Source organism: Alkalihalobacillus sp. MEB130 (assembly GCF_032335535.1).
Taxonomy (GTDB): domain Bacteria; phylum Bacillota; class Bacilli; order Bacillales; family Bacillaceae_D; genus Halalkalibacter.
The window spans coordinates 1-26,107 of sequence record NZ_JAOANA010000011.1 but is presented as its reverse complement, the minus strand read 5'-3'; the positions used below and the strand labels follow the sequence as shown (position 1 = coordinate 26,107).

Here is a 26,107-nt window from a genome sequence, read left to right as displayed (position 1 = left end):
GATTGGATACAGTATACATTATGGTTGCAATATCTAAATTGGAGGGGTTTGAATGTTAATAAAAAGTGCGTTAGTTGAAGAAAAAGGTAGTATTCGTTTAGATAATGTTGAAATTTCAGAACCAAAGGGGGACGAAGTTTTAGTAAAGATGGTTGGAACAGGAATATGCCATACAGATTTGAGTGTTTCAAATCAAGTTGTTCCAACGCCTTTACCTATTGTACTAGGACATGAAGGAGCTGGGGTGATTGAGAGAGTTGGACCAGGAGTAACAGATTTCCAAGAAGGAGATCATGTAGTTGTCTCATTTACTTTTTGCGGTACTTGTAATACATGCACTCATGGTGAACCAAGTAGTTGTGAGAATCTAGGACTTCTTAATTATGGAGGAACGATGATGGATGGAACCACTCGTCTTTCCATAGGGGAAACTCCAGTGGCGACGTTTTTTGGTCAGTCATCATTAGCGACGTACTCAATTGCTCATGTTAGCAATCTAGTAAAAGTTGATAAAGATGTAGATTTAGCAATTTTAGGACCATTAGCTTGTGGAATTCAAACGGGAGCTGGAACAATATTAAATAAACTTAAGCCAGAGTTTGGAACTAGCTTAGCAGTATTTGGATGTGGTGGTGTAGGTTTAAGTGGAATTATGGCAGCAAATTTATTAGGGTGTGAAAATATTATCGCAGTTGATATCGATGAAGACAGATTAAAATTAGCAAAAGAGTTAGGTGCAACACATACCCTAAATGGGAAAGAAGTTGATGTTGTCAGTGAAATTCATGAAATAACAGGAAATGGTGCACAATATGCGTTTGAGGCTACTGCTGTGCCTGCAATTGTTCTTCAATCTATAAGATGTTTAGCTGTAGGAGGGACGGTTGCAGTAGTGGGTGTAGGTGGAGAAGCATCGATCCATATTCATGATGATTTAGTTTTACCGAATCGTACCATTGTTGGAGTAACTGAGGGGGTTTCTATTCCGCCTGTCTTTATTCCAAAGCTAATCAATTACTACAAAAAAGGTAAGTTTCCATTCGATAAACTTATTAAGAAATACCCGTTTGAACAGCTTGAACAAGCTATAGAAGACATGAAAAGTGGTAAGACAATTAAGCCAGTAGTTACATTTGAGTAAAAGATATTACTTTTGGCAAGAATTCAATATTTTAAATTAAAATTATTGGTTGAATGCACCCCATGAAGTCATTATATTTAACAATAAATTAGAGGGGTACACCTTTTATAGTGAAAATTGGCGGAATACTTTTTTCTTAATATAAAGAATATTCTGAGGAGAGTTCTTATGGGAATTACTTTAATAGATATTATAGTATCATTTTGTGCAGGAGTTTTTGGTGCTGCAATGGGAGGGATTTTACCCTTTGTTATCGCCGGATTGTTAGTATTAATAAGTATTTCTGGAAATGTGATGGTGGGTCCAGAGTTTACAGACGTGTTGTTATTAAATTCTGCATTTGGTCCTTTTCTAGGGCCACATATTACCTTTAGTGCTGGGGTTGCTGCGGCGCAATATGCAAAATTAAAGGGACATATGCCAAGTGGAAAAGATGTGTTAACGCCATTATCTAAATATAATGATATCAGTGTTTATATTGTAGGTGGAATTACTGGTTCATTATGTTGGATATTTTTTAAACTTGCTTCAGGATTAGCACTTCCGACTGATAACATTGCACTCACAATCGTTTTTGCATGCCTTCTAACTAGATTGTTCTTAAGTAAATCAGGATTATTTGGCACATTAGACGAACCATTAAAAGAAAAAATGAAAGCATCAAATCTATGGGGGCTTATGCTTGCTTCAGAAAAAACTGAAGTTTGGTTGCCATGGCAGAGAAATTTCCTGCCTTTGCTCCTTTTGAGCTTTGCTTTAGGTTTAGGCTCTGCCGCTCTTACCCTTGTATATCAAAATGCATTAATTGGCTGGGCAATAGCAGCAATTTCTTTGATAGCGTTAAATACAGACAGATCTGGGCCTGTTTGGCATCACATTGCATTACCTGCTTCGTATGCTGTTTTAGCAACAGGTGATCTTTTCATAGGTGCTCTATTCGGTGTAATTGGAGGCTTCATTGGAGAGTTTATTGCAAGAGTATTTCACAACCATGGGGACACGCATTTTGATGCACCAAGTACCTCAATAGTGATTACAACAACAATAATAATGTTTGTCTTTCCGGTGTTGTTTTAAAATAATTTAAACATTTATAAACTGGGGGTTATCTAAACTATGAGGAAAATGAACAAGTATTTCAGTTCAGTAATTTTAGGAAGTCTGTTATTGTTTACTACAGCCTGTGGAAGTGGGGATGAAGTGTCTGGTAATCAAAATGAAAGCGCTTCAGAAAGTGAGTCTATTGAACTAAGTTTATCAATTGGTCTCAGCGAGGGATCCCACTTTGGTGTAGGTGCATTAAAATTTAAAGAGGAAGTAGAAAAATTAACAAATAATGAAGTTACAGTGAGAGTCTACCCGAATTCCCAATTAGGTGGAGAGCGTGAAGTAATGGAAGGAATGTCTATTGGGAATATAGATTTACAAGTTACAACAGCAGGACCAATGAGCTCATTTGTTAGTGAACTTGCATTATTAGATTTGCCTTACTTATTTGAGAACCACGAACATGCGCATGAAGTGTTAGACAGTGAAATTGGCACTGAACTAGCTGATAAATTTGAGGCTGCAACGAACATAAAGGTACTAGGTTGGATGGAGAATGGATTTAGAACATTAATTAATAGTTCACATCCAGTTGAAACGGTAGAAGATTTAAAAGGGTTAAAACTTCGTGTTCAGGAGAATGAACTGCAGATAGATACATTTAGAGAATTAGGTGCAAATCCAACTCCCATGGCATGGCCTGAAGTATTTACTGGTATGCAGCAAGGAGTAATTGATGGGTTTTCAAATCCCTATTCAGTAATAAAGGATGGGAAATTTGAAGAAGTTGGTCAATTTATTTCTACAATACAAGAGACGTATTCAGCAATGCCTTTGTTAATGAGCAAAGCAAAATTTGATTCTTTATCTAATGAACATCAAGATGCTATTATTGAGGCGGCAAAAATTGCAGTTCCGTACCAACGAGAACAAGCAGCAAAGATGGAAGCAGAAATTGCTGAAGAATATAAAGAAATGGGTGTCACAATTACGACACCAGACCTGGCGGGAATGAAAGAAGCTGTTGAGCCAATCTTTGAAAAATGGGCTCCTCAATTTGGAGAAGAACTAGTTGAAATGATTAGAAATTACGAATATTAGTTCAAACCCGGGTGGTATTTTTTTATACCACCCTTAATTTTAAAGAAAGGAGAGAGATAAAAAAATGATTGTTTTACGCTCGTACTTAAAATGTATTGAAATAATTAACAAGATTGCAAGTTATACGATTGCTATAATGCTTGGATTAATGGTTATTTTTATTTCTATGCAAGTATATGCGCGATTTGTAAGTGGTCAATCCTTAGCTTGGTCAGAAGAGGCTTCTCGATTCTTAATGGTTTGGTTAATTCTCTTAGGTACGGGGATTGCTTCGAAAAGAGGAGAGTTAATGGCGGTGGAAATATTACCTGATAGCGTTTCTTTAAAACTACAAAAATTAATTAAGGTAGTTGTCCATTGTATTTCAATCCTTTTTTTTTCAATTCTTGTTTTCTATGGATGGGAACTAGCAAAAGGTGTAGCTATACAAACAGCACCAGGTATAGGTATATCGATGTTTTGGGCATACGTATCAGTTCCAGTGGGGGCAATCTTTGTAATCTTGAATACGATAAACTCAATAATAAAGATTTTCGTTGAAGTGGGTGATACATGATGATAGCGATTTTCTTTTTTTCCTTAATACTATTTCTATTCTTAAGTGTTCCAATAGCAACTAGTTTAGGAATAGCAACTGTTATAGGCCTATCACTTGGGGAAACACTACCATTAACGTCTGTGCCTCAAAGAATATTTGTGTCTTTAAACTCTTTTCCACTTATGGCTATCCCATTTTTTATTCTTGCGGGCGTAATTATGCAAGCTGGGGGGATGTCAAGACGTTTGGTGAATTTTGCCACATCTCTAGTCGGTCATGCAACAGGCGGATTGGCAATGGTAGCTATTATAACTTCTTTATTTTTTGCTGCTATTTCGGGGTCAGGTGCGGCTACTACTGCTGCAATAGGCTCAATACTCATCCCTGCTATGATTGCTAAAGGTTATGATATTGGTTACGCAAGTGCTAACCAAGCAGTTTCTGGTTCGCTAGGAGTAATTATTCCACCAAGTATTCCACTGATTTTGTACGGAGTGAGTGCACAGACTTCAGTTGGCGATATGTTCTTGGCTGGGATATTTCCTGGGTTGCTAATTACTATATCGCTTTTAATAACCGCGTACATTATATCTAAAAAGAGGGGGTATCATGGAGTTGAAAGAAAAAATGTAACTGAAATATGGAGTTCATTTAAAGGAGCATTTTGGGCTATATTAATGCCTATAATTGTGCTAGGAGGAATTTATGCAGGAGTTTTCACACCTACAGAAGCCTCGGTAATAGCGGTAGTTTATTCACTTATTGTTGGATTGTTAATTTATAGGGAAATCAAATTAAAAGAAATAATGAAGATTTTAGAGAACTCCGCTATAACAACATCAGTTATTATGATTATTATCGGAACAGCTGGGTTATTTAGCTTTTTCGTAAGTATGGTAGGTATACCGGATTTAATAGCAAATTTCATAACAAATTTCACTACGAATTCAATTATTTTCTTGCTATTAATTAATCTAATTTTACTATTAGCGGGTACTGTTCTAGATGCAACGGCTGCTATACTTATATTTGTACCTTTATTACTACCTATTGCACTTAGTTTTGGGATAGACCCAGTTCACTTTGGGATAATTATGGTAATTAATCTCTCAATTGGATATATTACTCCCCCTGTAGGGATTAACTTGTTTGTAGCTGCTAAAATTTCAAATATGAAAATTGTTGATATTAGTAAGGCGATCCTCCCTTTCCTTTTAATTCTAATAATAAACTTGATGATAATTACTTACTTACCAACATTGTCAACATGGTTGCCGTCTTTAATGAAATAAGTGAATAGATAAATAAAGTAAGAATATAATAGGAAACTTATTTACAAAAACATTGTATCCAGGATACAATGTTAATGGAGTTATAGAGAGTGGCGGCTTCTTTCTTTGTTATTGGATCCAGTATCCTTAGTGGGAGGTGTAAAATATTGAAGATTAATCGTTCATACTTATTTGTGCCAGCGACCAAAATAAAAGTTATTGAAAAAGCAGTTTATTCGGATGCTGATTGTATTATTCTAGATTTAGAAGATGCGGTGGCAAAATCAGAAAAACAAAATGCTAGATTATTAGCTATAGAAGCATTAAAGAAGTTCAAGGATGAAAAACCAATTTATGTTAGAATTAATGATTTATCTACTCTTTATTGGGAAGACGATCTTGAATGTGCACTATTGCATGGAGCTTCAGGTATTGTTTTGCCAAAGGCAGAAAGTAAAATGGATATTAAAATTGTGAGTAATAAGATTCAGCAAAAGAAAATCACAGATAACTTTGAGGTAATTCCGTTAATTGAGTCAGCGAAGGGTATTCAATTTATCTATGAAATTGTGACAGCTGATGAGATGGTATCAAGATTAGCCTTTGGTTCAATTGATTTTTCCTTAGACATTGATTGTCAGCTTACTTCTAATGGTTATGAGTTACTGTTTGCTCGTTCACAAATTGTAATCGCTTCAAAGGCGGCGGGAGTTGCAGGTCCAATTGATGCCGTTTTTCCTGATTTAAATAATGAGTCAGGATTAAAAAATGAAGCTGATTTTGCTAGACAAATTGGGTTTAAAGCAAAATTAATTATACATCCTAAACAAATTGAAACCGTACACCATGTGTTTTCGCCTTCAAAAGAGGAAATAGAAGAGGCAAAGCAAATAGTATCCGCTTTCGAAGAAGCAGAAAAACAAGGTGTAGCATCCATCTCAGTTGATAATAAATTAGTTGATTATCCAGTTTATCGGAGAGCAAAGGAAATACTATCTATTATTTAATTAGTTTAATAAGTTTTTAAATAATGAATGAATCTAACGTGAAAGGTTTGAGGAATAAATGAATACACAAAAATTGAAATTCAATAAATTGTATATAAATGGTGAGTGGATATCTGCTTTTTCTAGAGAGACATTTGATGTAATTAATCCCGGTACTGGCAATGTAATTACTGGAGTACCAAATGCAGGTGAGATTGAAGCTGAAATGGCGATTGATGCTGCAAGTAAAGCCTTTCCTGAGTGGTCAGAAAAAACAGCACAGGAAAGATTTGACCTACTTTATAAGTGGTTTCAATTAATTATTGAAAATAAAGAAGAGATTGCAACGATTTTAACAGAAGAGCAAGGTAAACCATATTCAGAAGCAATTGGTGAAGTTCATTACGCGGCGAGTTTTGTGTCTTGGTATGCCGAAGAAGGAAAACGTATTTATGGAGAAACGATTCCTGCATCCTCACGAGAAAAACGGATATTGGTAATAAAACAGCCTATTGGTGTTGTTGCTGCTATCACACCATGGAACTTCCCTGCAGCAATGTTCACGAAAAAGATTGCAACAGCACTTGCCGCAGGGTGTACTACTGTGATTAAACCAGCTGAAGTAACTCCTCTTACGGCTTTGAAACTAGTAAAATTAGCAGAGGAAGCTGGTATACCAGCAGGTGTAATTAATGCTATTACAGGGAATCCGAAAATCATTGGACAAACGTGGTTAAAAGATAAACGAGTTTCAAAAATTACGTTTACTGGATCTACAGCTGTTGGAAAAGAGTTAATGAGAGGGGCAGCCGACACAGTAAAAAAGGTATCGCTTGAATTAGGGGGACATGCACCAGTTATCGTGTGTGCAGATGCTAACCTCGACAAGGCTGTAGAAGGTGTTATATTGTCGAAATTCCGTAATGGAGGACAAACGTGCGTGTGTGCTAACCGAATTTATGTAGAGAATTCAATTATGCCAATTTTTATAGATAAGTTACGAAATGAAGTGGAGAAGTTAAAGGTCGGCATTGGTAATCAGTCGGATGCAAAAATTGGGCCTCTTATTAATCAAGCAGCATATACAAAAGTCCAAAGACATGTTGAGGATGCAGTTGCAAAGGGGGCCAAAGTTGTTTGTGGTGGAAAAAGAGTTGAAGAATATCAAGGCGGATATTTCTATGAACCTACTATTTTAAGTAACATTAACAATGAAATGATAATAATGTCTGAAGAAACTTTTGGACCTGTAGCACCAATAGTTGGATTTGATGACATTGATGATGCCATAAAACAGGCTAATGACACAGATTATGGGCTAGCTGCTTATGCGTTTACTGAAAACTTAAAGTCAACAATTAAACTATATGAGAAGTTAGAGTATGGGATCGTAGGCATAAATGACGGACTTGTATCACTTGCCCAGGCTCCTTTTGGAGGAATTAAACAAAGTGGTATTGGACGTGAAGGTGGTCACCAAGGGTTAGAAGAGTACTTAGAAACTAAGTATGTTTCTATCGGAATTTAAAAAAATTATAGAGGTGAAGATATTGAAGAAATTTGAAGGGAAAACGGTTGTAATTACAGGAGCAGGGTCAGGAATGGGAAGAGCATCAGCACTTCTGTTTGCGAAGGAGGGAGCAAACGTAGTAGTTGCTGATATTAATAAGGAACCAGCACTTGAAACAGTAGATTTAATCGTGTCAAATGGTGGAAATGCAATTGAAGCAGTTTGTAACGTTGCAATAAAAGATGAAGTGACTGCTATTATAGATCGTGTCTATGAAAAATATGGTTCTATTGATGTATTATTTAATAATGCTGGAGTTGGTATGCCAGCAATTAAAACTGAAGAAGTATCTGAAGAGTTAACAAATTTAATTGTAGATGTAAATATAAAAGGAGTGTTATGGGGCTCACAAGCTGTAATTCCATATATGAAAAAGCAATCTACAGGGGTTATCATTAATACAGCCTCAATTATGGGTGTTAGAACCCGACCTGGGCATAGTATATATTCAGCATCTAAAGCAGCCGCAATCATGTTAACTAAATCATTGGCTTTGGAATTGGCAGAGTATGGTATCCGTGTAGTGGGAATAAATCCAGTTGCTACAGAAACTGGAATGCTCAAAGCTTTTATTGGTGACCAAGAATATGAGAGTGGAAAAGGCAAGTTTATTTCATCAATTCCACTTGGGAGAGTCGCGGCGGCTGACGATGTAGCAAAAGCTGCTTTGTACCTAGCTTCCGATGATGCGTCAATGGTAACTGGTAGTTTCATTGATATAGATGGTGGTCGTGGCGTTTAAACCATTTATTAATATGATCTTATACTTATTTTTAACGCTAGGAAAATTAACTTTCCTAGCGTTTTTAAATAATAAATTCCTAAATGTATTATTACAAAAAAACGAAAGGAGTGATAACCTCCTTTCGCTTTTTAGATCCTATCTTCATTATTCTGATTCTTTATTGCTTCGACCAAATGTAGCTTTGTTCTATTAATGTGCTTTGCCATTAATTGAGCGGCCATAATTTCATCCTTATTTTTTACAGCTTCTAGAATTTCACGGTGTTCCTTATTTGATTTTTGCATTTGTCCAGAAATAACTTGCGGTGTTTCTTGTGCAAACCCGTTCCAAAGAGTTTCAATGAATGTAGTTAAACGCTTCCAAGGACAACGATGAATAAGTAATCTATGAAAGTTAATATTTGCTTCGACGAATACATCAACAGAATCAGTTTCTTCCATATCGTCAACTAAAGATGAAAGCTCAATTAAATCCTCTTCATTCAAAAGTTTAACACTTTGTTCAACAGCCATTTTTTCAAGTTGTGAACGTAACTCATAAATTTCTAATATGTCGTCAATCTGAATAGAGTTAACTATTGCACCACGATGTGGCTCAAGAGTAACCAATCCTTCAATTTCAAGTTTTCTTAGTGCTTCTCTCACAGGCATTCTACTAACACCAAGAGAATCTGCGAGATCAGATTGAACTAGTCTAGAGCCTGGTTTGAAATCGCCTTTAAGAATGGCTTTTCTTAAAACACTGACTACTTTATTATGCAGGGTATCTCTATCATCAATACGTAAATTAACTTTATCTCCCATATATAAAAACCCTTTCAACTGATATTAAGTTATATTAAAGCTATTTAATTTAAGGATAAAGGATCCAAAGTATTTTGTCCACTTTCAATATTAGGAATTTATTAAGATGCGGTGGAAATAAAATAAATAATTAATTAATTAGAAATATATAAATAGTGAAAAAAAATCCGGTGTATGTTATTATAGATACAGGATCCAATATCCATAAATTAAGGATTTGAATATTACCTTTTCCCCCTATGTGTCAAAAGTAATGGAGGTTATGTTTTGAGAAAAATTTATTATAAAGATATTGTTGAAAAAGTGGCAAAATTGTGTAAAGAAGCAAACTATGAACTTGGTGAGGATGTTTTAGAGGCGTTTAGAGAAGCCAAAAGTAATGAAATCTCTGAAACTGGAAAGGATGTATTGAATCAATTAATTTTAAACGCTGATATTGCAAAAAACGAAAGAGTTCCAATGTGTCAAGATACTGGAGTTGCTGTTTTTATTGTTGAGTTAGGGCAAGAGTGTCAAATTATTGGTGGTAACCTGAATGATGCCTTAAATGAAGGAGTGATCAAAGGGTATGAGGAGGGTTTTTTAAGACATTCAATTGTTGAACACCCTATAACAAGGAAAAAATCTATAAGTTACAATACACCATCTGTTATTCATGTAGAAATAGTCCCCGGTGATAAATTAACAATTCACATGACAGCGAAGGGCGGGGGTAGCGAGAACATGAGCACGTTAAAAATGCTGAAACCATCTGATGGCCTGCAAGGTGTTAAAGATTTTATTTTAAACACTGTTAGAGTTGCAGGGCCCAATGCGTGTCCACCGCTTGTTGTTGGTATAGGGATTGGTGGGAATTTTGAAAAATGTGCCTATTTAGCAAAAAAATCCTTATTTAGGCCAATAGGAGAAAGAAATAAACTTGAGGATATTGCTAATTTAGAAAAGGAACTTATGGAAGATATTAATCGATTGGGAATTGGTCCGCAAGGTATGGGAGGCAACACGACGGCATTAGATGTAAAAATTGAAATTGCCCCATGTCATATTGCTGCATTGCCAGTTGCTATTAATTTAAATTGTCATGCAAGTCGACATAAGGAAGGTATATTATAAAAGAGGTGATTAGCTTGTCAGGTAGGAAAATGTCTGTTCCTTTAAGTGATAAGGATATCCTTTCACTAAAAGCAGGAGATAGAGTTTTATTAAGTGGAATCGTTTACTCTGCAAGAGATGCAGCACATAAACGGATGTTTGAAACTCTAGAACGTGGAGAAAGCCTCCCAATTAATTTAGAAGGTAATGTTTTTTATTATGTAGGACCTACCCCTTCGAAACCTGGGGAAGTAATTGGTTCTGCCGGACCTACTACAAGTGGGAGGATGGATAAATACACACCTACGTTATTGAGAATGGGTTTAAAAGGGATGATAGGAAAGGGATACCGTAGCCAAGACGTTGTTGATTCAATTAAAGAAAACAATGCAATCTATTTTGCAGCTATTGGGGGGGCTGGGGCCTTGATAGCAAAAACAATTAAAAAAGTAGAGATTGTTGCGTATGAAGACTTAGGGACTGAAGCTATAAGAAAATTAGAAATTGAGGATTTTCCGGTCATTGTTATTAACGATAGTTATGGAAATGACTGGTACAAACAAGGGGTAGAGAGATTTAGTTCAATTTAATTATGTAAGTGGTTACAATAATGAGGAGGTTTTTTAATGCTACCATTAAAGGGAATTACAGTAGTTTCGCTAGAACAAGCAGTTGCAGCTCCATTTGCTACAAGACAATTAGCTGATTTAGGTGCTAGAGTAATTAAAGTTGAAAGACCAACTGGAGACTTTGCTCGTAATTACGATACAACGGTTCATGGAATGTCTAGTCATTTTGTATGGTTAAATCGTTCCAAGGAATCTTTAACACTTGATTTAAAACAGGATGAGGAAAAAAATGTTTTAGAGAAAATCCTATCTGAAGCAGATGTTTTTATTCAAAATTTAGCTCCAGGGGCAGTTGATAGATTAGGTTTTAGCCCAGAATTGTTGAAAAAGAAATATCCTAAATTAATTATCTGTGGGATATCGGGTTACGGGTCTAATGGACCTTACAAAGATAAAAAAGCATATGATTTACTAATACAATGTGAAGCAGGGTTAGTATCTATAACTGGTACAGAAGATACACCATCTAAAGCTGGAGTTTCTGTAGCGGATATTGCAGCAGGTATGTACGCGTACACGGGTATTTTAACCGCTTTAATAACGAGATATCAAACAGGTGAAGGAACAATTATGGAAGTATCAATGCTAGAAGCACTAGGAGAATGGATGGGTTATCCACTTTACTACTCAGACTATGGCAGTGCTGAACCAAAACGCACAGGGGCAAGTCATGCGACTATTTATCCTTATGGGCCATTTTTGGCGGGAGATAACAAAATGGTTTTTCTAGGTATTCAGAATGAAAGAGAGTGGCTGCATTTTTGTGAGAAAGTATTATCAAACCTAAACCTAGCGAATGACCAGAGATTTAATAGTAATTCTTTACGTGTCAAAAATAGTCATTTATTAGAAAGTATTATTAATGAGGTGTTTGAAAAGTTAAGTTCTGATCAAATTATTACTAGATTGGAAGAAGCCAAGATTGCAAATGCCCGATTAAATAATATGAAAGAATTCACTGAACACTCACAACTGAAATATAGAAATCGGTGGAGAGAAGTTGATTCGCCAGTTGGTAAAATAAAGGCGTTAATTCCACCAGTAACATTCGACAATATCAAAACTGTCATGAATCCAATACCAGGTATTGGAGAGCACAGTAAAAAGATACTTAATGAATTTGGATTTAATCCAGAAAACATAGGTAAATAAAAGTTTTAATTTTTGATAAGAGAACTAGGTATAGTGATTTAAATACCTAGTTTTATTTCTGTGAAAGTATTAATAATGGTCTTAGGAGTGTCAAACTATTGATAACAAAAAATACTCAAATTACTTGTAGCGAATCGTGGAGAGTAGTCTATTCGGATATTCATGCATGTACAGAATTGGAGATACGGAAGAGTTATAAAAAAGATTCTGGTGCTTTCAAAGCTATAAAAGCGGAAAAGGCATTTCTAGTCGTTGAAGGTAAAAAAGGTAAATAACCTATTGTTTATTCGAAAACATTTCAACTGGTAAAACGCTGTCATGTAGAAGAAATTATATTTATTAGTCCAGAGCTTGAGCATCTTGATATGTTTGGAGATTAAGTAAAAGCACGTGAACAAGCCTTAAAAGTGAACTTTCTCTTCATTCTTAATAGGATAATCCTGTTGAAAGTGTTAAAGAAGTGGAAGTTTTCGTAGACGAGCATGGCTTTTCAGTTATGTTAAAAGTCAAATGAAAAAGGACGCACAGGCGGATTGTTCGGTGTAGCTCATTAACCATTCAGTAGATACTTCCTATCCATAAAACCTAGCTTGTATCAAAAAACAATAACAACCAGCAGAACTTTTTTTCGCACATTCAATAAATCCATACTTCATAGTATTGGTAGTTAATCACCTTGAACCACGATTTGAGTGTTTACTTATTCCATTGCTAAGACAAAGGGAATAGATATAGTAATTACTTATACAGCGATGTATGAATCAATTAAGGAAAGAAAAAGTTGGTTGATTTTCTTACAAGTGAAGAGTAATAATTTATGTTAAAAGAAACCAACCAGGAGGGGCTATGAAAAACAAATTTTTACTTAGTCTTTATAGTGTTCTTACGCTTTTAGCTTTTTCAGGTTGCTCCGATGCTTCCGAAGATGTCTTAGTTAATGAGGGTGTTGAGACATTAGAACAAAGTAGCATATGACTTTGCGGTAGCAGAGGAAAAAGAAATTAAAGAAAATAATATTGTCAATGTGGCTACACCACCTTTAGAACAAAAAGATACGACTGATGAAAATCCAGAAGAAAACCCAAGAGATGGGCCACTAGAAGGTCTTAAAGTCCATTTCATTGACGTGGGACAAGCTGATGCTACTCTTTTTGAATATTCTTACGATTTTATTTGACGCTGGAAACTGGAACCGAAATGATGTCGTGAATTATCTCAACGCTCATCAAATAAATGAAATTGATATTTTGATAGGTTCACACCCACACGCTGATCATATTGGTCAAATGGATCAAATATTAAATGAATTAGATGTTACCGAGGTTTGGATGTCTGGGGACACGACAACATCGCAAACATTCCTACGAGTTTTAGATGCAATTGAATCTAGTGGAGTAGGCTATCATGAACCAAGAGCAGGGGAGATCTTTGACGTAGGACCATTGGAGATTCAGATAATTAATCCGGATCGTCTAACTGGTGACGTACACGAAGGTTCTATTGCTGCTAAATTTTCGTATGGAGAAACATCATTTATATTGACCGGTGATGCTGAAACGCAAACGGAACGTGCAATGCTGAGTAGAGGGTTTGATTTAGAAGCTGACGTCTTACAATTAGGTCATCATGGATCTAGTACATCAACCATTCCAGAGTTTTTATCGGCGGTTAATCCGTCTATTGCCATTGTTTCAGCTGGTGAAAACAATCAGTATGGTCACCCTCATGATGAAGTGATTAACCGAGTTCTTAATGCGGGTATAGAGGTATATGGAACATATATGCATGGTACAATTATCATAGAGTCAGATGGACAACTACTATCGGTACTAACAAATGAGGATGGAACTATTTCTCCATCTTCAAGTGGAGGAGCAACAGCTTTAAGTACTAGTGCTTCAACTTCTACGAGTGAGAATAGCGGAGGATCTGGTTCCTCTTCTTCAGCTGAAGTGACATCTAACAATTGTATTGATATAAATACTGCAAGTGAGGGTGAACTTCAGGGGATAACACATATTGGACCAGCTCGTGCAGAAGAGTTGATTCAATTACGTCCTTTTAATTCTCTAGATGACATGGCCCGTATTAATGGCATTGCTGCTGGGAGATTAGCAGATATTAAAGAAGAAGGATTAGCATGTGCGAGGTGATAAATGATGAAGGTTAAAGGGGTATTGGACCGGATAGTAGACGGAGAAGTTGGAGTTATTTTAGTAGATGAGCTTAAAAAAGAGTTTACTGTAAATAAGGAACGTCTGCCTGAAAGGATTAAAGAAGGAGCTTGGTTTACTTTAATCATTGAGGAAGATGATATTCAGAGCATTGAAGTAGATGAAGAGAAAACAGAGGAAGTACGGCAGAAGGTTAACTCGCAGCTTGATCGTATTCGTAAGAAAAGTAGTGGGAGTAAGTTTAAGAGGAGAGATTGAATAATATACCACTTAGTGACTACTCTAAGTGGTTTTATTATATCTTTTATGTTTAGTAGACGCTTACTACGCAACTAAGTTATATATAAAAATGGTAAGTGTAAAAAACAATTCGTTTTCTTCTGGTATGATTTTAGTATGAAGATTCGTGATATTGTGAAGCTATTCATTTAAACTATCAGGTAGCATAGGAAAATATTGGAGGTATTAAATGAATATAAGAGAAGACATTGATTTATATATAAGAGCAATGGAGGAGATTCAAGTTTCAATCAATCAACTTCAAGGAGAAAGGTACTTGAAGAATTACCAAAAGACTTTACTCTTTAGTCTTTTAGAGACTATTTCAAATGGTGTGTTTGGGAACGGACTCCGTAATGTAGATAGATTCAAAAAATTCATCTTGGAGTTTTGTGAATGGGAAGACGCAAACAGAGTAAGCCTTCAACAATTGGCACTCTTACTTGAAAGCACACAAGAACGAGAATATCAAAGATTGAAAGATCATGTTTCCAAAGGAATACAAGACTATCCGCCTGCAAGTCCAGCTCCATTTAGTTGTGACTCAACTGTTGAAGAAATTAAAGCACTTATGCCAAGAGGTGAAACAATAATAAATGGTGTGGACATATATAATCTTACTCATGTAAATCTCTTGTGGAAATACCGTAATAGTTTGGTTCATGAAGCAAGGTCAATTGGTTCAACAGAGTTATTTGACCATGATTACCCTCATTATGTTCACTTTACAATGTTAGAGAAAGACAGGGAATGGGAGGTTTGGAAAATCTCTTATCCTATTAAGTTTTTTAATAACCTTGTGGAAAGATCCTTAGTGAATGTAAGAACAGCGTTGATTCAAAGTGAACAAGATCCACGCAGTAATTATGACTTTGGTGAACTTTGGATTAAACCAAGGAAAAGAAATGGATAAGATAATGGACTTAATTTTAAAATACTTTGCAGGTCCCTTAATAGCTGCTGCACTCACAACTTTTTTCGTTTGGTTTAAAGAAAGTAAAAGCGAGAAAAACAAACATTTACAGAATGTAACCCATGAGCAACTTACAAAAGTGTACAATAAATTGTTTATTCTTTATTACAAGTATAATCCTGTTTTAGAAATCAAAGAAATTGAAGAACTCTATGATATTACTCCGGATGGAAAAGAATTAACACATACGGTGCCTTCAATAGACAACTTTGAAAAATGGAATAAAGTCATTGAAGAAGTTAGAGATATTGTCTATCCAAATATCCATTTGTTGATGAGGCGAGACGTCCAACTGTGGAATAAATTTCTTGATTATGAGTTGAGAGAGCCTGAAAGAGATTATGACGTAATAGAACCATATCTGAAATTTGAAAAATTCTTCAAAGAAATTACTTTGAGTTACATTAAACTTTACAACTTGTATCACATGGAAACAAAAAGTGTAATAAGATCACGGAAAAAAGAGTACAAAAAGAGATTGAAGGACATTAAGAAGAATCCTTTTTATTCTAAGGAGCAAAAGAAGAGAAAGATAACAAAGTTGAAAAATGAAGAAAAAGAAACACTCGAGAAAATAATCTAATTCAGTAAGAGAGGAGACTTTTATGAAAGACATTCTAATCACGATTTTGACAAGTGGTTTTACAACCGCCATTGTTTTGGCATTATACAGACACTTTTTAAGTAGAAACATTGAAGCATTCAAGAGTAACTTGTTGTTTGACTCACAAAGGAAAGTTCATGACTTCCAACTTTTTACCACAAAGAAACATGAAACTTATCCTAAGTTATATGGATTGATTTACAAGGCTACAGATTCAATTTTCAATGTTACAAATTGGTACCAACAATATCCTAATTTTATGGAACACACAAAGACAGATTTAGAAATCTATCTAAGTAATCACGATCTATTAGAAAAAGATAAAAGTAGAATTTTTTACTTGTGGGAAACAGATAAAAAAGAAATGCAAAAGGAATTACATAATGTGATACAACATAAAAAGTTTTTTGAAGCAGATACTTTAAGATTAGAGGCTTACCAACTGTTTAGTGAAACATTATTGTATCAATCGGAAACAGTGTCGGAACTTTGTGAAAAAATAGTTGGAGAACAAAGGCAGTTATTATTAGAACATGACTGGTACAGAGAAGAAGTTGAAATAGGAGAGAAAAAAGAAATTAGACAAAAAATACAGCTTCATAGAGAAAGGCTTGAAGAATTGGAAAAAGAATTGTTGGAGATAATGAAGGAAGAATTGACTGTTGGGTATTATGAAAATCCTGAAAAGAAATCGTCATAACATGCAAAGAGGAACCTTAATTTGCTCCTCTTTTTTTATTTGGTTTCTTCTTTTATTGGTAAATGTTTTTCAAGCACTTCAAATGTTACCTTGATACTTCTAAGCAATCCAATCATTGCTGCTTTAATTTCACTTGAAGTTGTGTATTTCCCCACACCAAAAGTAGTTACTCCATGTGATTTTCTTATTCCAGAATCTATGTGATATGGGGGGTGATTGTGTGCAATGTCATTCCTCATTTTCACACCAATTTGGAAGTCATTAGAGTATTTAACTTTGTTTAGGTCTTTGTACAATGCACGGTTCACGTTTTTTAGTTTAAAGATTGCACTGTTGAAACTCACTTGATCTCGTGGATCGTCCTCATTGATTTCAAAGTCGTAAAGTTTGAACAACAAATGTCCAATCGTTTCATACAAGGTGTAAGCCTTTAGAAAGAACGTGTCCACAAAGTAAGTGAAGTTGTAAAAGTTACTGTAATGTATTTCTTCAAAGTGAGGGTAATATTGGACGGACTTTCCGTTTTTCCCAGGAGACATATACCATTCATCATCTGGAATGCCTTTGTAATAGTAAAACATTGTGTAACCAAAATTGTGATCCACCCAGAGCAACCTATTTTCCAAGACTGTTTCCCAATGTTGTGTGTCCCAATTATCTAAGTTCATTAAATGATCGTCTTCTTTTTCAAACATTCCTTTTGGAAGTTCAAAGTCTTTCAAGGGACTCTCTTTTGTACACTTATTGAGATCAACTTCTGTTATTCCTTCAAATGGATTGATATTGATTTTCCCCATAGTACTCCTCATTTCTTTTTGTTTTCTTGATTCAATGATAGTTGAACAAACCAATATATTCCATTGAAAAGTCACACTTTTTTTCAATGTTGTTACTCTGGTATATAAAATATAAAAAGTTCTAAAGAGAGATGTCCAAAGGCTAATGTGATATCTCTTTTTTTATTGGAGGATTTTTACAGAGGTTGTCGAATTATGTTGTTAAAGTATGTATGTATATTGTAAATATTAAAGAAGGAGTGAAATATGGAAAGAAAACGAACTATTGATGATATAAAGTCACAAGTACAAAACTTAATACAAGAGAATTCACATAGAGAGGTTACATCGGAGAGCAAACATAATTTATCAGGCATATATATGGTTTATGTCGATAATTTTACTTCTGAGATGGTAGTGCCTTTTTATATAGGGAAATCAAAGGATATACAAAGAAGGTATAAGCAGCACTTCACCGAATTATCGGCTTTAAATAGGCTTTCATATGATGAATACTATAAATATTTCTTTTCAAAATCCATATCCTTCTATGATGGGACATTCAAAACAACCAAATTTTTTAAATACATGATAGAGAATAATTGTACGCTTCAAAATTATCGTTTGGTTATTCTAGAAGAAGTAGAAGTGGAGGATTTGGATCAAAAAGAACAGGCGTACTTTCAAGACTTATTGCCTTCCTTTTTTGGATTCAATCAAATAGATTCTCTTCTTAAGGGAATTCAACTGCGATTTTCCAAACCGTCAATAATTCAAGCAGAGTTAGAGGATTATTTACGAGCATTGTAAGAAGATATTAAAGGTATAAAATTATATTATGATTTTGGGTTTACTAAATTTAATTTTGAACATTCCATACCTAGAGACATTTCTTATCTATTTCAAATAAATAGTACTAAAAAATCAAATCTCAATGAAGTGCAATCGAGTATCAATGAATTGGGTGAACGTTATATACCTAATTATGAAGAAATACAAAGATTGTTTGAAAACAAAAAGAGGTTGTATGAACTCTATGAATTTGCTTCTAGAAAATATGGTGAATCCATAGAGGTTTTGAAAAGCTCTGTTGCCGATAAACTCGATGAATTAAAAATATATAATGAAGATGCAGTAGATTATTTTATCCATAGTATCAAAAATAAAAATGAGTCAGAACATAAAATGTTGTTTAAGAAATATTTGAAGTCCCGAAAATGTAAATTGAACTTTTACAAGCTTTTTCAGGAACAAATAGAAGAAGTGGCTGAAAAATTAGAGATAGAAGGAATTAAGCACGAGAAGTATGGTAATGTTGCGTTTTCAATGAAGTTTAAGCATTTTGAAACGCTAATGGTTCTAAATACCTTACACTTACTTTTTAAGTATAAAGAAACTTTCTGGGAGGAATTGCAATTATTAGCATCTGAGATAGGAACATTTATAGGTGTAGGTAAATTCTTAAATGAAGATTTAGTGAAATTATCGAAATTAGTAATGGAAGAGGAATTCTTTCTCGCTTCAACTTTTTTAACACAAATTATTGAAAGATACCTTAGAGAGATCATATTGATATTAGAATATGGAGTTACGGATATTTTAAAAGTTGCAAAATATAATTTAAGCTTAATGTTAGATCTCAAGAAAGAACCTAGCCTTGGAAAAGTTTTTACTAAAGATGAAATAGAAACAATGGAATACTTTCTAACCAATGATGAGTATGGACTCAATTTAAGAAATAGATTGGCTCATTATAACATCGCTTCGAATGAAGTGCGTATTGAGCAGTTTGCTCTGTTGTTACATATTTTTATCTTCATATTAGTTAAACTTGAATTGCAAGGAGTAGTTTTTGAAGACTAAATACAATGGTGTTATCCTTTAGGCATTGCGCATAGCAATGCTGTTTTTATTAGAAAAGAAAAAATCAAAAAAGCTACGTTATTATATGTAATAAGACTATGATAAAATAAGTATATGTTGGAAATGAAATGGGATTAGTAGTAGGAGGAAATAAAAGTGACTGTTAAAGCAGATATAAATTTTCAAAAAGATTTATTTGAAGCAGCAAACAATTAATAAGGTTATCTTTAATTGAATAGTGAAGAAAATACAATTTTTTTGAAATAGCCTAATAATGATAAGAATTTTAGTTATATTTAGATGACAAATAGAAAACAGGAGCTAATATTATGTTTTATACACAGACATTTAGAGTTAGTAGGGAAAATAATAGTGAATTGTCAAATAACGCTGGTGAGCTTTTTGTTTTAACTAAAGATAATTGGAACGATTATGGTTACGAGACAACTTTTTATTTAGATTATTGGAAAGGTCACGAATTCTTTGAAATTGGTTTAATTAGAATTCTACATTATACAAATGAAGTCACACGATTAGTAATCCCTGATAAGTTTGAATCATTAACTTCTGATTATATTTCATTAGGTTATAATCAGAAATTTTATAAGAGACTAATCAAGATATTGGGAAGACAACGTTCTAAAGAGATATTAATTAAACTTAATGATATTTCAATAGTTGGTCTGGAGAAGAATCCAAAATTCAACTTAGAAAATCGGGGTATTCAAGATTCATTTTTTAGGTCAAGTGAGGGTCGTTTTTTGTATTCAGATGTTTATGATAAATATTTCTTAGATAAAGAAAGCCAAGATAGGGATTACGATTTTTCGTTTAAAGCTAAACTATATTCTGAAGATGAAGATTTTAAAGATATTGAGATTAATTTTAGAAAACAAGATAGACTACCGAATAGGCTATTTACCATAGTTGGCAAAAATGGCGTTGGTAAAACAAGGTTATTAAATCAATTAGCTGAATCATTGTTTGATAGCTCTAAGCCAGAAAACAAAAATAGATTTCTAAAGGTTGAAAAATCAGGCACAAATGATTTAGATAGAAAAATACCTATTTATAATAAAATCATAGCAATTTCATTTAGCGTCTTTGATAAATTTTATAAAGGGTCTCTAGAAAGTGAAAAAAGTTCAAGGGAATATCAAGAGACTGAAGAAAATCTAACAAAATTTAACAATTATACTTATATTGGCTTACATAAGGTTGATAATTCTATTTATTCCAGTGAGGAATTAGTCGAGATTAATAAACGCGCATACAGAAAAATAATAGATAAGAATCGAGAACAGTTATTTATAGAATCTATCAACAGTTCAAATATATTAAATTTTCAATTGGCAGATGATTTTAATTATGAAAATTTTTTCTCGGAAATATTTAGTTCAGGACAGAGTATATTTATTTCAATGCTCTGCAGGCTATTAAGTGAGATTGAGGATGGTTCATTGATATTTTTAGATGAGCCAGAGTTATACTTACACCCTAATGCTATAGCTAATCTAGCTAGACTTTACTATGAGATTTTAGAGCAATTTAAATCGTATGCAATTTTATGTACACATTCTCCTATTCTAGTTCAAGAGATTCCTTCTAGGTATGTCCGAAAACTCTCTTTAATAGATGAGAATACTATTGTTTACAACCAACCAAGCATAGAAACATTTGGTACTAATATTTCGGAAATAACAGTAGATATTTTTAATGTATTGGATAACGAGAGTCTGTACAGATCTCAATTGATTAAATGGGCTAAGGAGTTAACTGAAGATGAAATAATAAATCTTTTCGAAAATAACTTGAGTTTTAAAACACAGTTATATATATCAAGTTTATATGGGGAGAGTGAATCAAATTGACTTTTTATAATTTAACTCTACTCTCATTTCCAACCCCAATAATGAAATATAAAGAAATTTCTAAAAGTAAGTATAAATATAAAGAAATTTTGTATGGGACAGACGCCTTAAAGAGCCGTACTTATAATATTATTAACGAATGTTATAACGTATACGAGTCAAATAAAGACCACCTTGAAAATATTAATGCATACCCTGATTTTGAAACTAGTGAGAAGGAAGCACTCTTGCATTGCTATACAGGTAATACAAAATTAGTAAGAGAGCTAAAAACAGCTATTATTAGTCAACAGAATGTATTTTATCGTAATAATTGTGCATATTGTGGTCTAAATGAAACTAAATATATGGATCATTATTTGCCTAAAGACATTTTTCCGGAATATGCAATACATTATTATAATTTAGTACCGTGCTGTAGTTATTGCAATGAAAAAAAGTCTGGATATGTAATAGATGAAAATAGGAATAGAAAGGTCTATAACCCTTATTTTGAAAATGTTGGGGAACAGCTAATTTTAGAATGTAAGCTACAATGCGAAGAAAATACTATATCGACTAGGCTAGTAATTAAGGAAGATGTTGAAAATCAAGTATATAAAAATCATGTAGTCACGTTAGGATTAATTGAAAGATATGAAGAACAAATTCCTAGAAAATTGGCTACTATAATCTTTGAATTAATTGTTGGTTACGAGGAAAATGGAATAGATACAGCTGGTGCAAAACGCGTTATGAATAGAAAATTGAGCGAAGCTGAGCGACTACAAGGATACAATTCTTTGGATGCGCTAATTTATAGAGCGTATTTAAAAAGTGACTCTCTGTTTAATGTGGGCTATCTGAAGTCAGTTTATTTTAAATTGACAACTCAATCTGCTTAATTCCGTCAGGTTATTATGGTAATAGTAGTATACCCAATGAAGGAAAAAGCTATTCTTCAATAGGGATTTTAGTAGTCTAACTTCTTAACTAAGGAGATTAATCCCAAATAATATTTATAGCATCTATCTAGCTTGCTGGTGTTTGGTAAGGTAAATAGTAATACTAAAATCCTAAGGAAAATACGTAAGTTTAAAGTATGGAAATGTAGTAACCTGTTTTAGTCTTTTAGTCTAAAGAAGGGAAGTCTGTGATCACATTTTGATCACAGACTTAAATAATTTAAGTTTTCTAGAGTTAATTAGAATTTTTACCCTCTTCTGAAACCCGCAATACAATAGGCTTTATGCACTCTCTTCTTTTCTCGTGAACTAGCGACTCCACCTTGACAGGGTGGAGGTCATGTTTTATTTGACTTTTGTAAGGATAAAAGGAGAAGTAATATTGAAAGGATCAAATCAAGAAATTCACCCTTTTTATTAAAAGAGTGAATTTCTTGATTTGTGTTTTATATATGTCATTTCACCCTTTAATCTGTTCATCTTTTACTATTGTTTAAACTAAGAGAGGGGCCAGCTAACTATTGGGTGGAATTATTGAAAAGTACTATTTAAAATATGTAACCAGGACAAAGTGTTAGAAAAAAGGTAATTAATATTAATCGTATTTTTTCGGAGAGCGACAGCTCAGAGTTAACATTTTAGTATAAAGAGAATTCATTGAGAGAACAAATTGAATTAAGTTTTTATCCGAGTTGACACCGGGTGACAGCTTGACTAGATTCAATAATAAATATACTTATAAATTTATATTTATAACAAGAGGTCTTTTTCATGAAATTATTAATTACATTTCTGTTATTGACCACAAAATGCTCACACAATTAAGTGAAAAAGAGTTAAAGAGGATTGTCCAAAGTAAATTTGGAAATCCTCAAAGCCTTGATACATTAACTAAAATACACAAAGGTATTCTAAAGTTAACACAATGATTTTAGGTCAAACTATTATTGATATGCCTTATAATCTTTGTTCTGTGATAACATCACAAGAAAAACTGGAAATGATTCAAAGCGCTCACAAATTTTCCGGAAAATTAGTTCTCGTTACAATTGAGCCGATGGATTCAGTGATTGAAGAGGCTGGCTATGAGATCGTTGATCGATGTGTTGCGAAAAAAGGGACGTTTTCGAGGGAGATTATTGTATGTCAGTAACGATTTTTAATTTTTCAGGAAAATCTTTTTTTATTGCAAGTAAGGTTCTTGACCACTTTTGGACCACATTTTTATTCTATTCAGAAATATAGAATATAGAGATTAGTAAAGTAGGACCTAAGGAGAAGATAATAAAATTCCAAGCTTCTTAACCACTTAATAATATAATTTATTAATAGTAGTCAACTTACTATCTTCTTTAGGTTCCACAGTAATCCCGGATTATTCTGTAGTAGATTAAAATAGATTGTCTCTAGTCAATGTCACAACTAAAAGATACCAAATCCGTTCTATTAAATACATTTATATATTAAATAAAAAGGTCCTTTTTATCATACTTTGCTTAGTAGGTGTCACCACCGTAATCATAAGGTGAGTAATGGTCTACTGGAAGACAACGGAATACCCATCTACATTCACGTACCCAACGGCATCTAGGTGGACGAGGCGGGTAGGGGGGATAATACGGCTGTCCATAAGGTTGGGCATAACGTTGTTCTTCAAGCTGTTGGCTATTTAATAGATCTTGGTTATTAAACGGCTGTTCGTTGGGTACTATTCCAATATGATGATTCAAAGTAATCTCTCCTTAAAATAAGTTTTGCTTGATACAATTACACTATATGGTTTTTAAGTGAAATGTTTATAGACTCCTACCTACATACAAGCCTAATTTTTAGGTGTTTAAACTAACCATTTTTTAGTTACTACGGGGAATGAAAATAATATTTTATGTACCTTGCTTAAATAGGTGAGTATTGGTATTTCTCTCTCTTAAATGAGATTCTAGTAAGTAATTATTTTGGGTATATAAACAGATAATAGTATGTCACCATTCCGATGGCCTTCATTATAGTCATCAGACCTAGGAGCCATAGGGTAAAATTGAAGTAGCCCATGTATATTTTTACTTAAACCATCAATAGCCTGTCTGTATAAATCTTTTAAGGCGGGGTCAGTTATTTCAGGATAAGCTTTTTTGATTTTCATAAGCCCAACTGATTGAAAAGCTGTTAACTCATGTATTTCTAATGTTTCATGCCATGTAAGGTGTGTTGGTTGATGCGTTGAAAACTAATGCTCCATTCTTTCCTCCTCATTAAATATTCTTGATAAATCATTCGGTGGAATTAAAATGGAAACTTAGTTCACTTTTTTTGGCTTTTTTAGATTGGAGAAATAGAAGACAACTCATTTTAAATAAGTTGTCTAATAGCAATGGGAATAATTAATTACATGGCATGAAATTTAGAAAGTAAAAAAAGGAGATGAAGTGCAATCGCATTTACATGCACAGTAGATCCATACTGTGCAACAAAATTCCATTTATAAATGAATGTACTATAAAATGAAGAAGTTTCATATATCGGTGGTAAGGTTTAGCCAAGGATGTGAAAGACTAATCAATAAGGAAAACCGCGTATCTAAGGACATGCGCGGTTTTCAATGTCTCATATTTTAAACTGAATCGATATTAGATCGTAATAGCATTAACTTAGATACTCATACTTCTTTCGGTAGTTACTTAATGTCAACAGTGGCCAGATATATTTGTAACTATGATAATGAATATAAAAACCGCCGGGGAGTCCTGCGCCAGTAGGATAGTTTATAGTCCAGTTATTCTGATAATTATTTTCTAATAAATACGCAATTCCATTATGAATGGCTTCTGTTGGTTTGTCGTAAGTAGCAATCAAAGCATCTAAGGCCCAAGCTGTTTGCGAAGGAGTACTTGCATGCAAAGGTACATATTTGTTACGAATATCACTGTAACAAGATTCTCCCCATCCACCATCCTTATTTTGAATGGAAAGAAGCCAATCAATACCCTTTTTAATGGAGAAGTGGTTTGAGTCCATTCCAATTGCTTTCATTCCTGTAATGGCAGCCCACGTTCCATAAATGTAACAAATACCCCAACGTCCATACCAAGACCCATCGTCCTCTTGATTTCTTTGGAGCCATTGAGAAGCTTTTTCTAATTGAGGATGGGGCAAAAGAAGGTTCGCCTCGTTTCCTAAATACTCTAGAGTTCTTCCTGTTAAATCTGTTGTAGATGGATCAATCACAGAACGCCCCGCAGCATCAAAAGGGAAATACCTCAGTAGCTTTTTATCTGTATTTTTTTCAAAAGCTGCCCATCCACCGTCATTATTTTGCATTGATAATACCCAGTCAAGTCCACGAATCCAGCTATTTCTATATTGGGGATTTCCTGAAACAGTTTGTTTCAACGCTCTCAGAGAAGCTGTCGTATCATCTACATCAGGAATAAACGTATTGATGTCAGAAAATCCCCACCCTCCTGGTATCGTATTTGAGTTATTGAAGGCCCAGTCTCCATAGTGCAAATGCTGGCGTAATAACAGATATTGGCTTGAGTGCTTGATCATATCATCCGTTTCAGAAACGCCAGCATTCAAAAGGGCGTGAGTTAATAATGCAGTATCCCAAATGGTCGATGGGGAGTTCTCGATATGATAAAAGGGAGTAGTTAGGCAAACTTGATTTTTTATCCCATCTATAGCGTTTCTAATAAGCGGATGATTTTTAGAATAACCGAGGTGTAACCGTCAAGTAGAATTAAACAATTTACCACAATTAATTTTAAACAGTTAATCACAATTAAGATTCAACAGGTGAGATATCAAACAACGCTTTTCTATATTTCATTCGAATACTGTCTGCTTCC

Annotated in this window: 25 protein-coding genes; 22 read left to right on the top strand and 3 right to left on the bottom strand. The window is 34.0% G+C overall.

The window, feature by feature from the left end; translation table 11 throughout:
- Positions 1-52: 52 nt before the first annotated feature.
- From N0O92_RS12275 to N0O92_RS12240, 8 genes are all read left to right on the top strand, one after another.
- Positions 53-1,141 carry an NAD(P)-dependent alcohol dehydrogenase gene (locus N0O92_RS12275; RefSeq protein ID WP_315614955.1) on the top strand — a complete coding sequence of 363 codons (1,089 nt, stop codon included), beginning with the start codon at positions 53-55 and terminating at the stop codon, positions 1,139-1,141.
- A gap of 168 nt (positions 1,142-1,309) precedes the next feature.
- Positions 1,310-2,218: a DUF7973 family transport facilitator gene (locus N0O92_RS12270; RefSeq protein WP_315614954.1), complete on the top strand. Its 909-nt coding sequence runs from the start codon at positions 1,310-1,312 to the stop codon at positions 2,216-2,218.
- A gap of 39 nt (positions 2,219-2,257) precedes the next feature.
- Complete coding sequence (gene dctP / locus N0O92_RS12265; RefSeq protein WP_315614952.1) at positions 2,258-3,289, top strand: TRAP transporter substrate-binding protein DctP; 1,032 nt, start codon at positions 2,258-2,260, stop codon at positions 3,287-3,289.
- Positions 3,290-3,353: 64 nt separating this feature from the next.
- Entirely contained in the window at positions 3,354-3,845 is a 492-nt protein-coding gene (locus tag N0O92_RS12260; RefSeq protein WP_315614951.1) for a TRAP transporter small permease, read from the top strand.
- A complete protein-coding gene (locus N0O92_RS12255; RefSeq protein WP_315614950.1) occupies positions 3,842-5,119 on the top strand; it encodes a TRAP transporter large permease in 1,278 nt (425 codons plus the stop codon). Before N0O92_RS12260 ends, N0O92_RS12255 begins: the two co-directional genes overlap by 4 nt.
- Positions 5,120-5,265: 146 nt before the next feature.
- The gene (locus tag N0O92_RS12250; protein WP_315614949.1) at positions 5,266-6,105 is read left to right on the top strand and encodes an HpcH/HpaI aldolase/citrate lyase family protein; all 840 of its coding nucleotides are present in this window, start codon (positions 5,266-5,268) and stop codon (positions 6,103-6,105) included.
- A gap of 58 nt (positions 6,106-6,163) precedes the next feature.
- Positions 6,164-7,612: an NAD-dependent succinate-semialdehyde dehydrogenase gene (locus tag N0O92_RS12245; protein ID WP_396334504.1), complete on the top strand. Its 1,449-nt coding sequence runs from the start codon at positions 6,164-6,166 to the stop codon at positions 7,610-7,612.
- A gap of 22 nt (positions 7,613-7,634) precedes the next feature.
- Positions 7,635-8,396, top strand: coding sequence for an SDR family NAD(P)-dependent oxidoreductase (locus N0O92_RS12240; RefSeq protein WP_315614948.1), 762 nt, complete (start codon positions 7,635-7,637; stop codon positions 8,394-8,396).
- A 131-nt stretch (positions 8,397-8,527) separates the two neighbouring features.
- Here the strand turns inward: N0O92_RS12240 and N0O92_RS12235 are convergent, their stop codons facing one another.
- Positions 8,528-9,202 (bottom strand): GntR family transcriptional regulator, encoded by a 675-nt coding sequence (locus N0O92_RS12235; protein WP_315614947.1) that lies wholly within the window; start codon positions 9,200-9,202, stop codon positions 8,528-8,530.
- A gap of 267 nt (positions 9,203-9,469) precedes the next feature.
- On the opposite strand from N0O92_RS12235, the gene N0O92_RS12230 reads away from it, so the two are divergent.
- From N0O92_RS12230 to N0O92_RS12190, 9 genes are all read left to right on the top strand, one after another.
- A complete protein-coding gene (locus N0O92_RS12230) occupies positions 9,470-10,315 on the top strand; it encodes a fumarate hydratase (protein WP_315614946.1) in 846 nt (281 codons plus the stop codon).
- Positions 10,316-10,320: 5 nt separating this feature from the next.
- Positions 10,321-10,884, top strand: a complete 564-nt coding sequence (locus tag N0O92_RS12225; RefSeq protein ID WP_483860628.1) for a Fe-S-containing hydro-lyase — start codon at positions 10,321-10,323, stop codon at positions 10,882-10,884.
- Between the two features lie 36 nt (positions 10,885-10,920).
- Positions 10,921-12,075 (top strand): CaiB/BaiF CoA transferase family protein, encoded by a 1,155-nt coding sequence (locus N0O92_RS12220; RefSeq protein WP_315614944.1) that lies wholly within the window; start codon positions 10,921-10,923, stop codon positions 12,073-12,075.
- 98 nt (positions 12,076-12,173) lie between these two features.
- Positions 12,174-12,350: a hypothetical protein gene (locus N0O92_RS12215; RefSeq protein ID WP_315614943.1), complete on the top strand. Its 177-nt coding sequence runs from the start codon at positions 12,174-12,176 to the stop codon at positions 12,348-12,350.
- Positions 12,351-13,214: 864 nt separating this feature from the next.
- A complete protein-coding gene (locus tag N0O92_RS12210; RefSeq protein ID WP_315614942.1) occupies positions 13,215-14,228 on the top strand; it encodes an MBL fold metallo-hydrolase in 1,014 nt (337 codons plus the stop codon).
- Positions 14,229-14,231: 3 nt separating this feature from the next.
- Positions 14,232-14,507 (top strand): DUF3006 domain-containing protein, encoded by a 276-nt coding sequence (locus N0O92_RS12205; RefSeq protein ID WP_315614941.1) that lies wholly within the window; start codon positions 14,232-14,234, stop codon positions 14,505-14,507.
- Between the two features lie 211 nt (positions 14,508-14,718).
- Positions 14,719-15,441 carry a hypothetical protein gene (locus N0O92_RS12200; protein ID WP_315614940.1) on the top strand — a complete coding sequence of 241 codons (723 nt, stop codon included), beginning with the start codon at positions 14,719-14,721 and terminating at the stop codon, positions 15,439-15,441.
- On the top strand, positions 15,434-16,084 hold the full coding sequence (locus tag N0O92_RS12195) for a hypothetical protein (RefSeq protein ID WP_315614939.1): 651 nt from the start codon (positions 15,434-15,436) through the stop codon (positions 16,082-16,084). Before N0O92_RS12200 ends, N0O92_RS12195 begins: the two co-directional genes overlap by 8 nt.
- A gap of 22 nt (positions 16,085-16,106) precedes the next feature.
- The gene (locus N0O92_RS12190) at positions 16,107-16,805 is read left to right on the top strand and encodes a hypothetical protein (RefSeq protein WP_315614938.1); all 699 of its coding nucleotides are present in this window, start codon (positions 16,107-16,109) and stop codon (positions 16,803-16,805) included.
- Between the two features lie 35 nt (positions 16,806-16,840).
- Here the strand turns inward: N0O92_RS12190 and N0O92_RS12185 are convergent, their stop codons facing one another.
- Positions 16,841-17,602: a Cthe_2314 family HEPN domain-containing protein gene (locus N0O92_RS12185; protein WP_315614937.1), complete on the bottom strand. Its 762-nt coding sequence runs from the start codon at positions 17,600-17,602 to the stop codon at positions 16,841-16,843.
- Between the two features lie 246 nt (positions 17,603-17,848).
- Here N0O92_RS12185 and N0O92_RS12180 point away from each other — a divergent pair, with 246 nt between their 5' ends.
- The 5 genes from N0O92_RS12180 to N0O92_RS12160 all read left to right on the top strand — a co-directional run bounded on the left by N0O92_RS12180 (position 17,849) and on the right by N0O92_RS12160 (position 23,412).
- Positions 17,849-18,391, top strand: a complete 543-nt coding sequence (locus N0O92_RS12180; protein ID WP_315614936.1) for a GIY-YIG nuclease family protein — start codon at positions 17,849-17,851, stop codon at positions 18,389-18,391.
- Between the two features lie 150 nt (positions 18,392-18,541).
- The gene (locus N0O92_RS12175) at positions 18,542-19,444 is read left to right on the top strand and encodes a DUF4209 domain-containing protein (RefSeq protein ID WP_315614935.1); all 903 of its coding nucleotides are present in this window, start codon (positions 18,542-18,544) and stop codon (positions 19,442-19,444) included.
- A gap of 329 nt (positions 19,445-19,773) precedes the next feature.
- Positions 19,774-21,315 carry an AAA family ATPase gene (locus N0O92_RS12170; protein ID WP_315614934.1) on the top strand — a complete coding sequence of 514 codons (1,542 nt, stop codon included), beginning with the start codon at positions 19,774-19,776 and terminating at the stop codon, positions 21,313-21,315.
- The gene (locus N0O92_RS12165; RefSeq protein WP_315614933.1) at positions 21,312-22,199 is read left to right on the top strand and encodes an HNH endonuclease; all 888 of its coding nucleotides are present in this window, start codon (positions 21,312-21,314) and stop codon (positions 22,197-22,199) included. Before N0O92_RS12170 ends, N0O92_RS12165 begins: the two co-directional genes overlap by 4 nt.
- 985 nt (positions 22,200-23,184) lie before the next feature.
- Complete coding sequence (locus N0O92_RS12160) at positions 23,185-23,412, top strand: hypothetical protein (protein WP_315614932.1); 228 nt, start codon at positions 23,185-23,187, stop codon at positions 23,410-23,412.
- A gap of 1,490 nt (positions 23,413-24,902) precedes the next feature.
- Here the strand turns inward: N0O92_RS12160 and N0O92_RS12155 are convergent.
- Positions 24,903-25,871: a prenyltransferase/squalene oxidase repeat-containing protein gene (locus N0O92_RS12155; protein ID WP_315615074.1), complete on the bottom strand. Its 969-nt coding sequence runs from the start codon at positions 25,869-25,871 to the stop codon at positions 24,903-24,905.
- Positions 25,872-26,107: the final 236 nt, after the last annotated feature.

Excerpts from the sequence above, each read along its gene's own strand:
- N0O92_RS12205 (WP_315614941.1), top strand. The coding sequence starts at position 14,232 with ATGATGAAGGTTAAAGGGGTATTGGACCGGATAGTAGACGGAGAAGTT.
- N0O92_RS12270 (WP_315614954.1), top strand. The coding sequence starts at position 1,310 with ATGGGAATTACTTTAATAGATATTATAGTATCATTTTGTGCAGGAGTT.
- N0O92_RS12260 (WP_315614951.1), top strand. The coding sequence starts at position 3,354 with ATGATTGTTTTACGCTCGTACTTAAAATGTATTGAAATAATTAACAAG.
- dctP (WP_315614952.1), top strand. The coding sequence starts at position 2,258 with ATGAGGAAAATGAACAAGTATTTCAGTTCAGTAATTTTAGGAAGTCTG.
- N0O92_RS12190 (WP_315614938.1), top strand. The coding sequence starts at position 16,107 with ATGAAAGACATTCTAATCACGATTTTGACAAGTGGTTTTACAACCGCC.
- N0O92_RS12160 (WP_315614932.1), top strand. The coding sequence starts at position 23,185 with ATGATTTTAGGTCAAACTATTATTGATATGCCTTATAATCTTTGTTCT.
- N0O92_RS12220 (WP_315614944.1), top strand. The coding sequence starts at position 10,921 with ATGCTACCATTAAAGGGAATTACAGTAGTTTCGCTAGAACAAGCAGTT.
- N0O92_RS12200 (WP_315614940.1), top strand. The coding sequence starts at position 14,719 with ATGAATATAAGAGAAGACATTGATTTATATATAAGAGCAATGGAGGAG.
- N0O92_RS12255 (WP_315614950.1), top strand. The coding sequence starts at position 3,842 with ATGATGATAGCGATTTTCTTTTTTTCCTTAATACTATTTCTATTCTTA.
- N0O92_RS12185 (WP_315614937.1), bottom strand. The coding sequence starts at position 17,602 with ATGGGGAAAATCAATATCAATCCATTTGAAGGAATAACAGAAGTTGAT.
- N0O92_RS12195 (WP_315614939.1), top strand. The coding sequence starts at position 15,434 with ATGGATAAGATAATGGACTTAATTTTAAAATACTTTGCAGGTCCCTTA.
- N0O92_RS12210 (WP_315614942.1), top strand. The coding sequence starts at position 13,215 with ATGCTACTCTTTTTGAATATTCTTACGATTTTATTTGACGCTGGAAAC.
- N0O92_RS12245 (WP_396334504.1), top strand. The coding sequence starts at position 6,164 with ATGAATACACAAAAATTGAAATTCAATAAATTGTATATAAATGGTGAG.
- N0O92_RS12170 (WP_315614934.1), top strand. The coding sequence starts at position 19,774 with ATGTTTTATACACAGACATTTAGAGTTAGTAGGGAAAATAATAGTGAA.
- N0O92_RS12180 (WP_315614936.1), top strand. The coding sequence starts at position 17,849 with ATGGAAAGAAAACGAACTATTGATGATATAAAGTCACAAGTACAAAAC.
- N0O92_RS12235 (WP_315614947.1), bottom strand. The coding sequence starts at position 9,202 with ATGGGAGATAAAGTTAATTTACGTATTGATGATAGAGATACCCTGCAT.
- N0O92_RS12275 (WP_315614955.1), top strand. The coding sequence starts at position 53 with ATGTTAATAAAAAGTGCGTTAGTTGAAGAAAAAGGTAGTATTCGTTTA.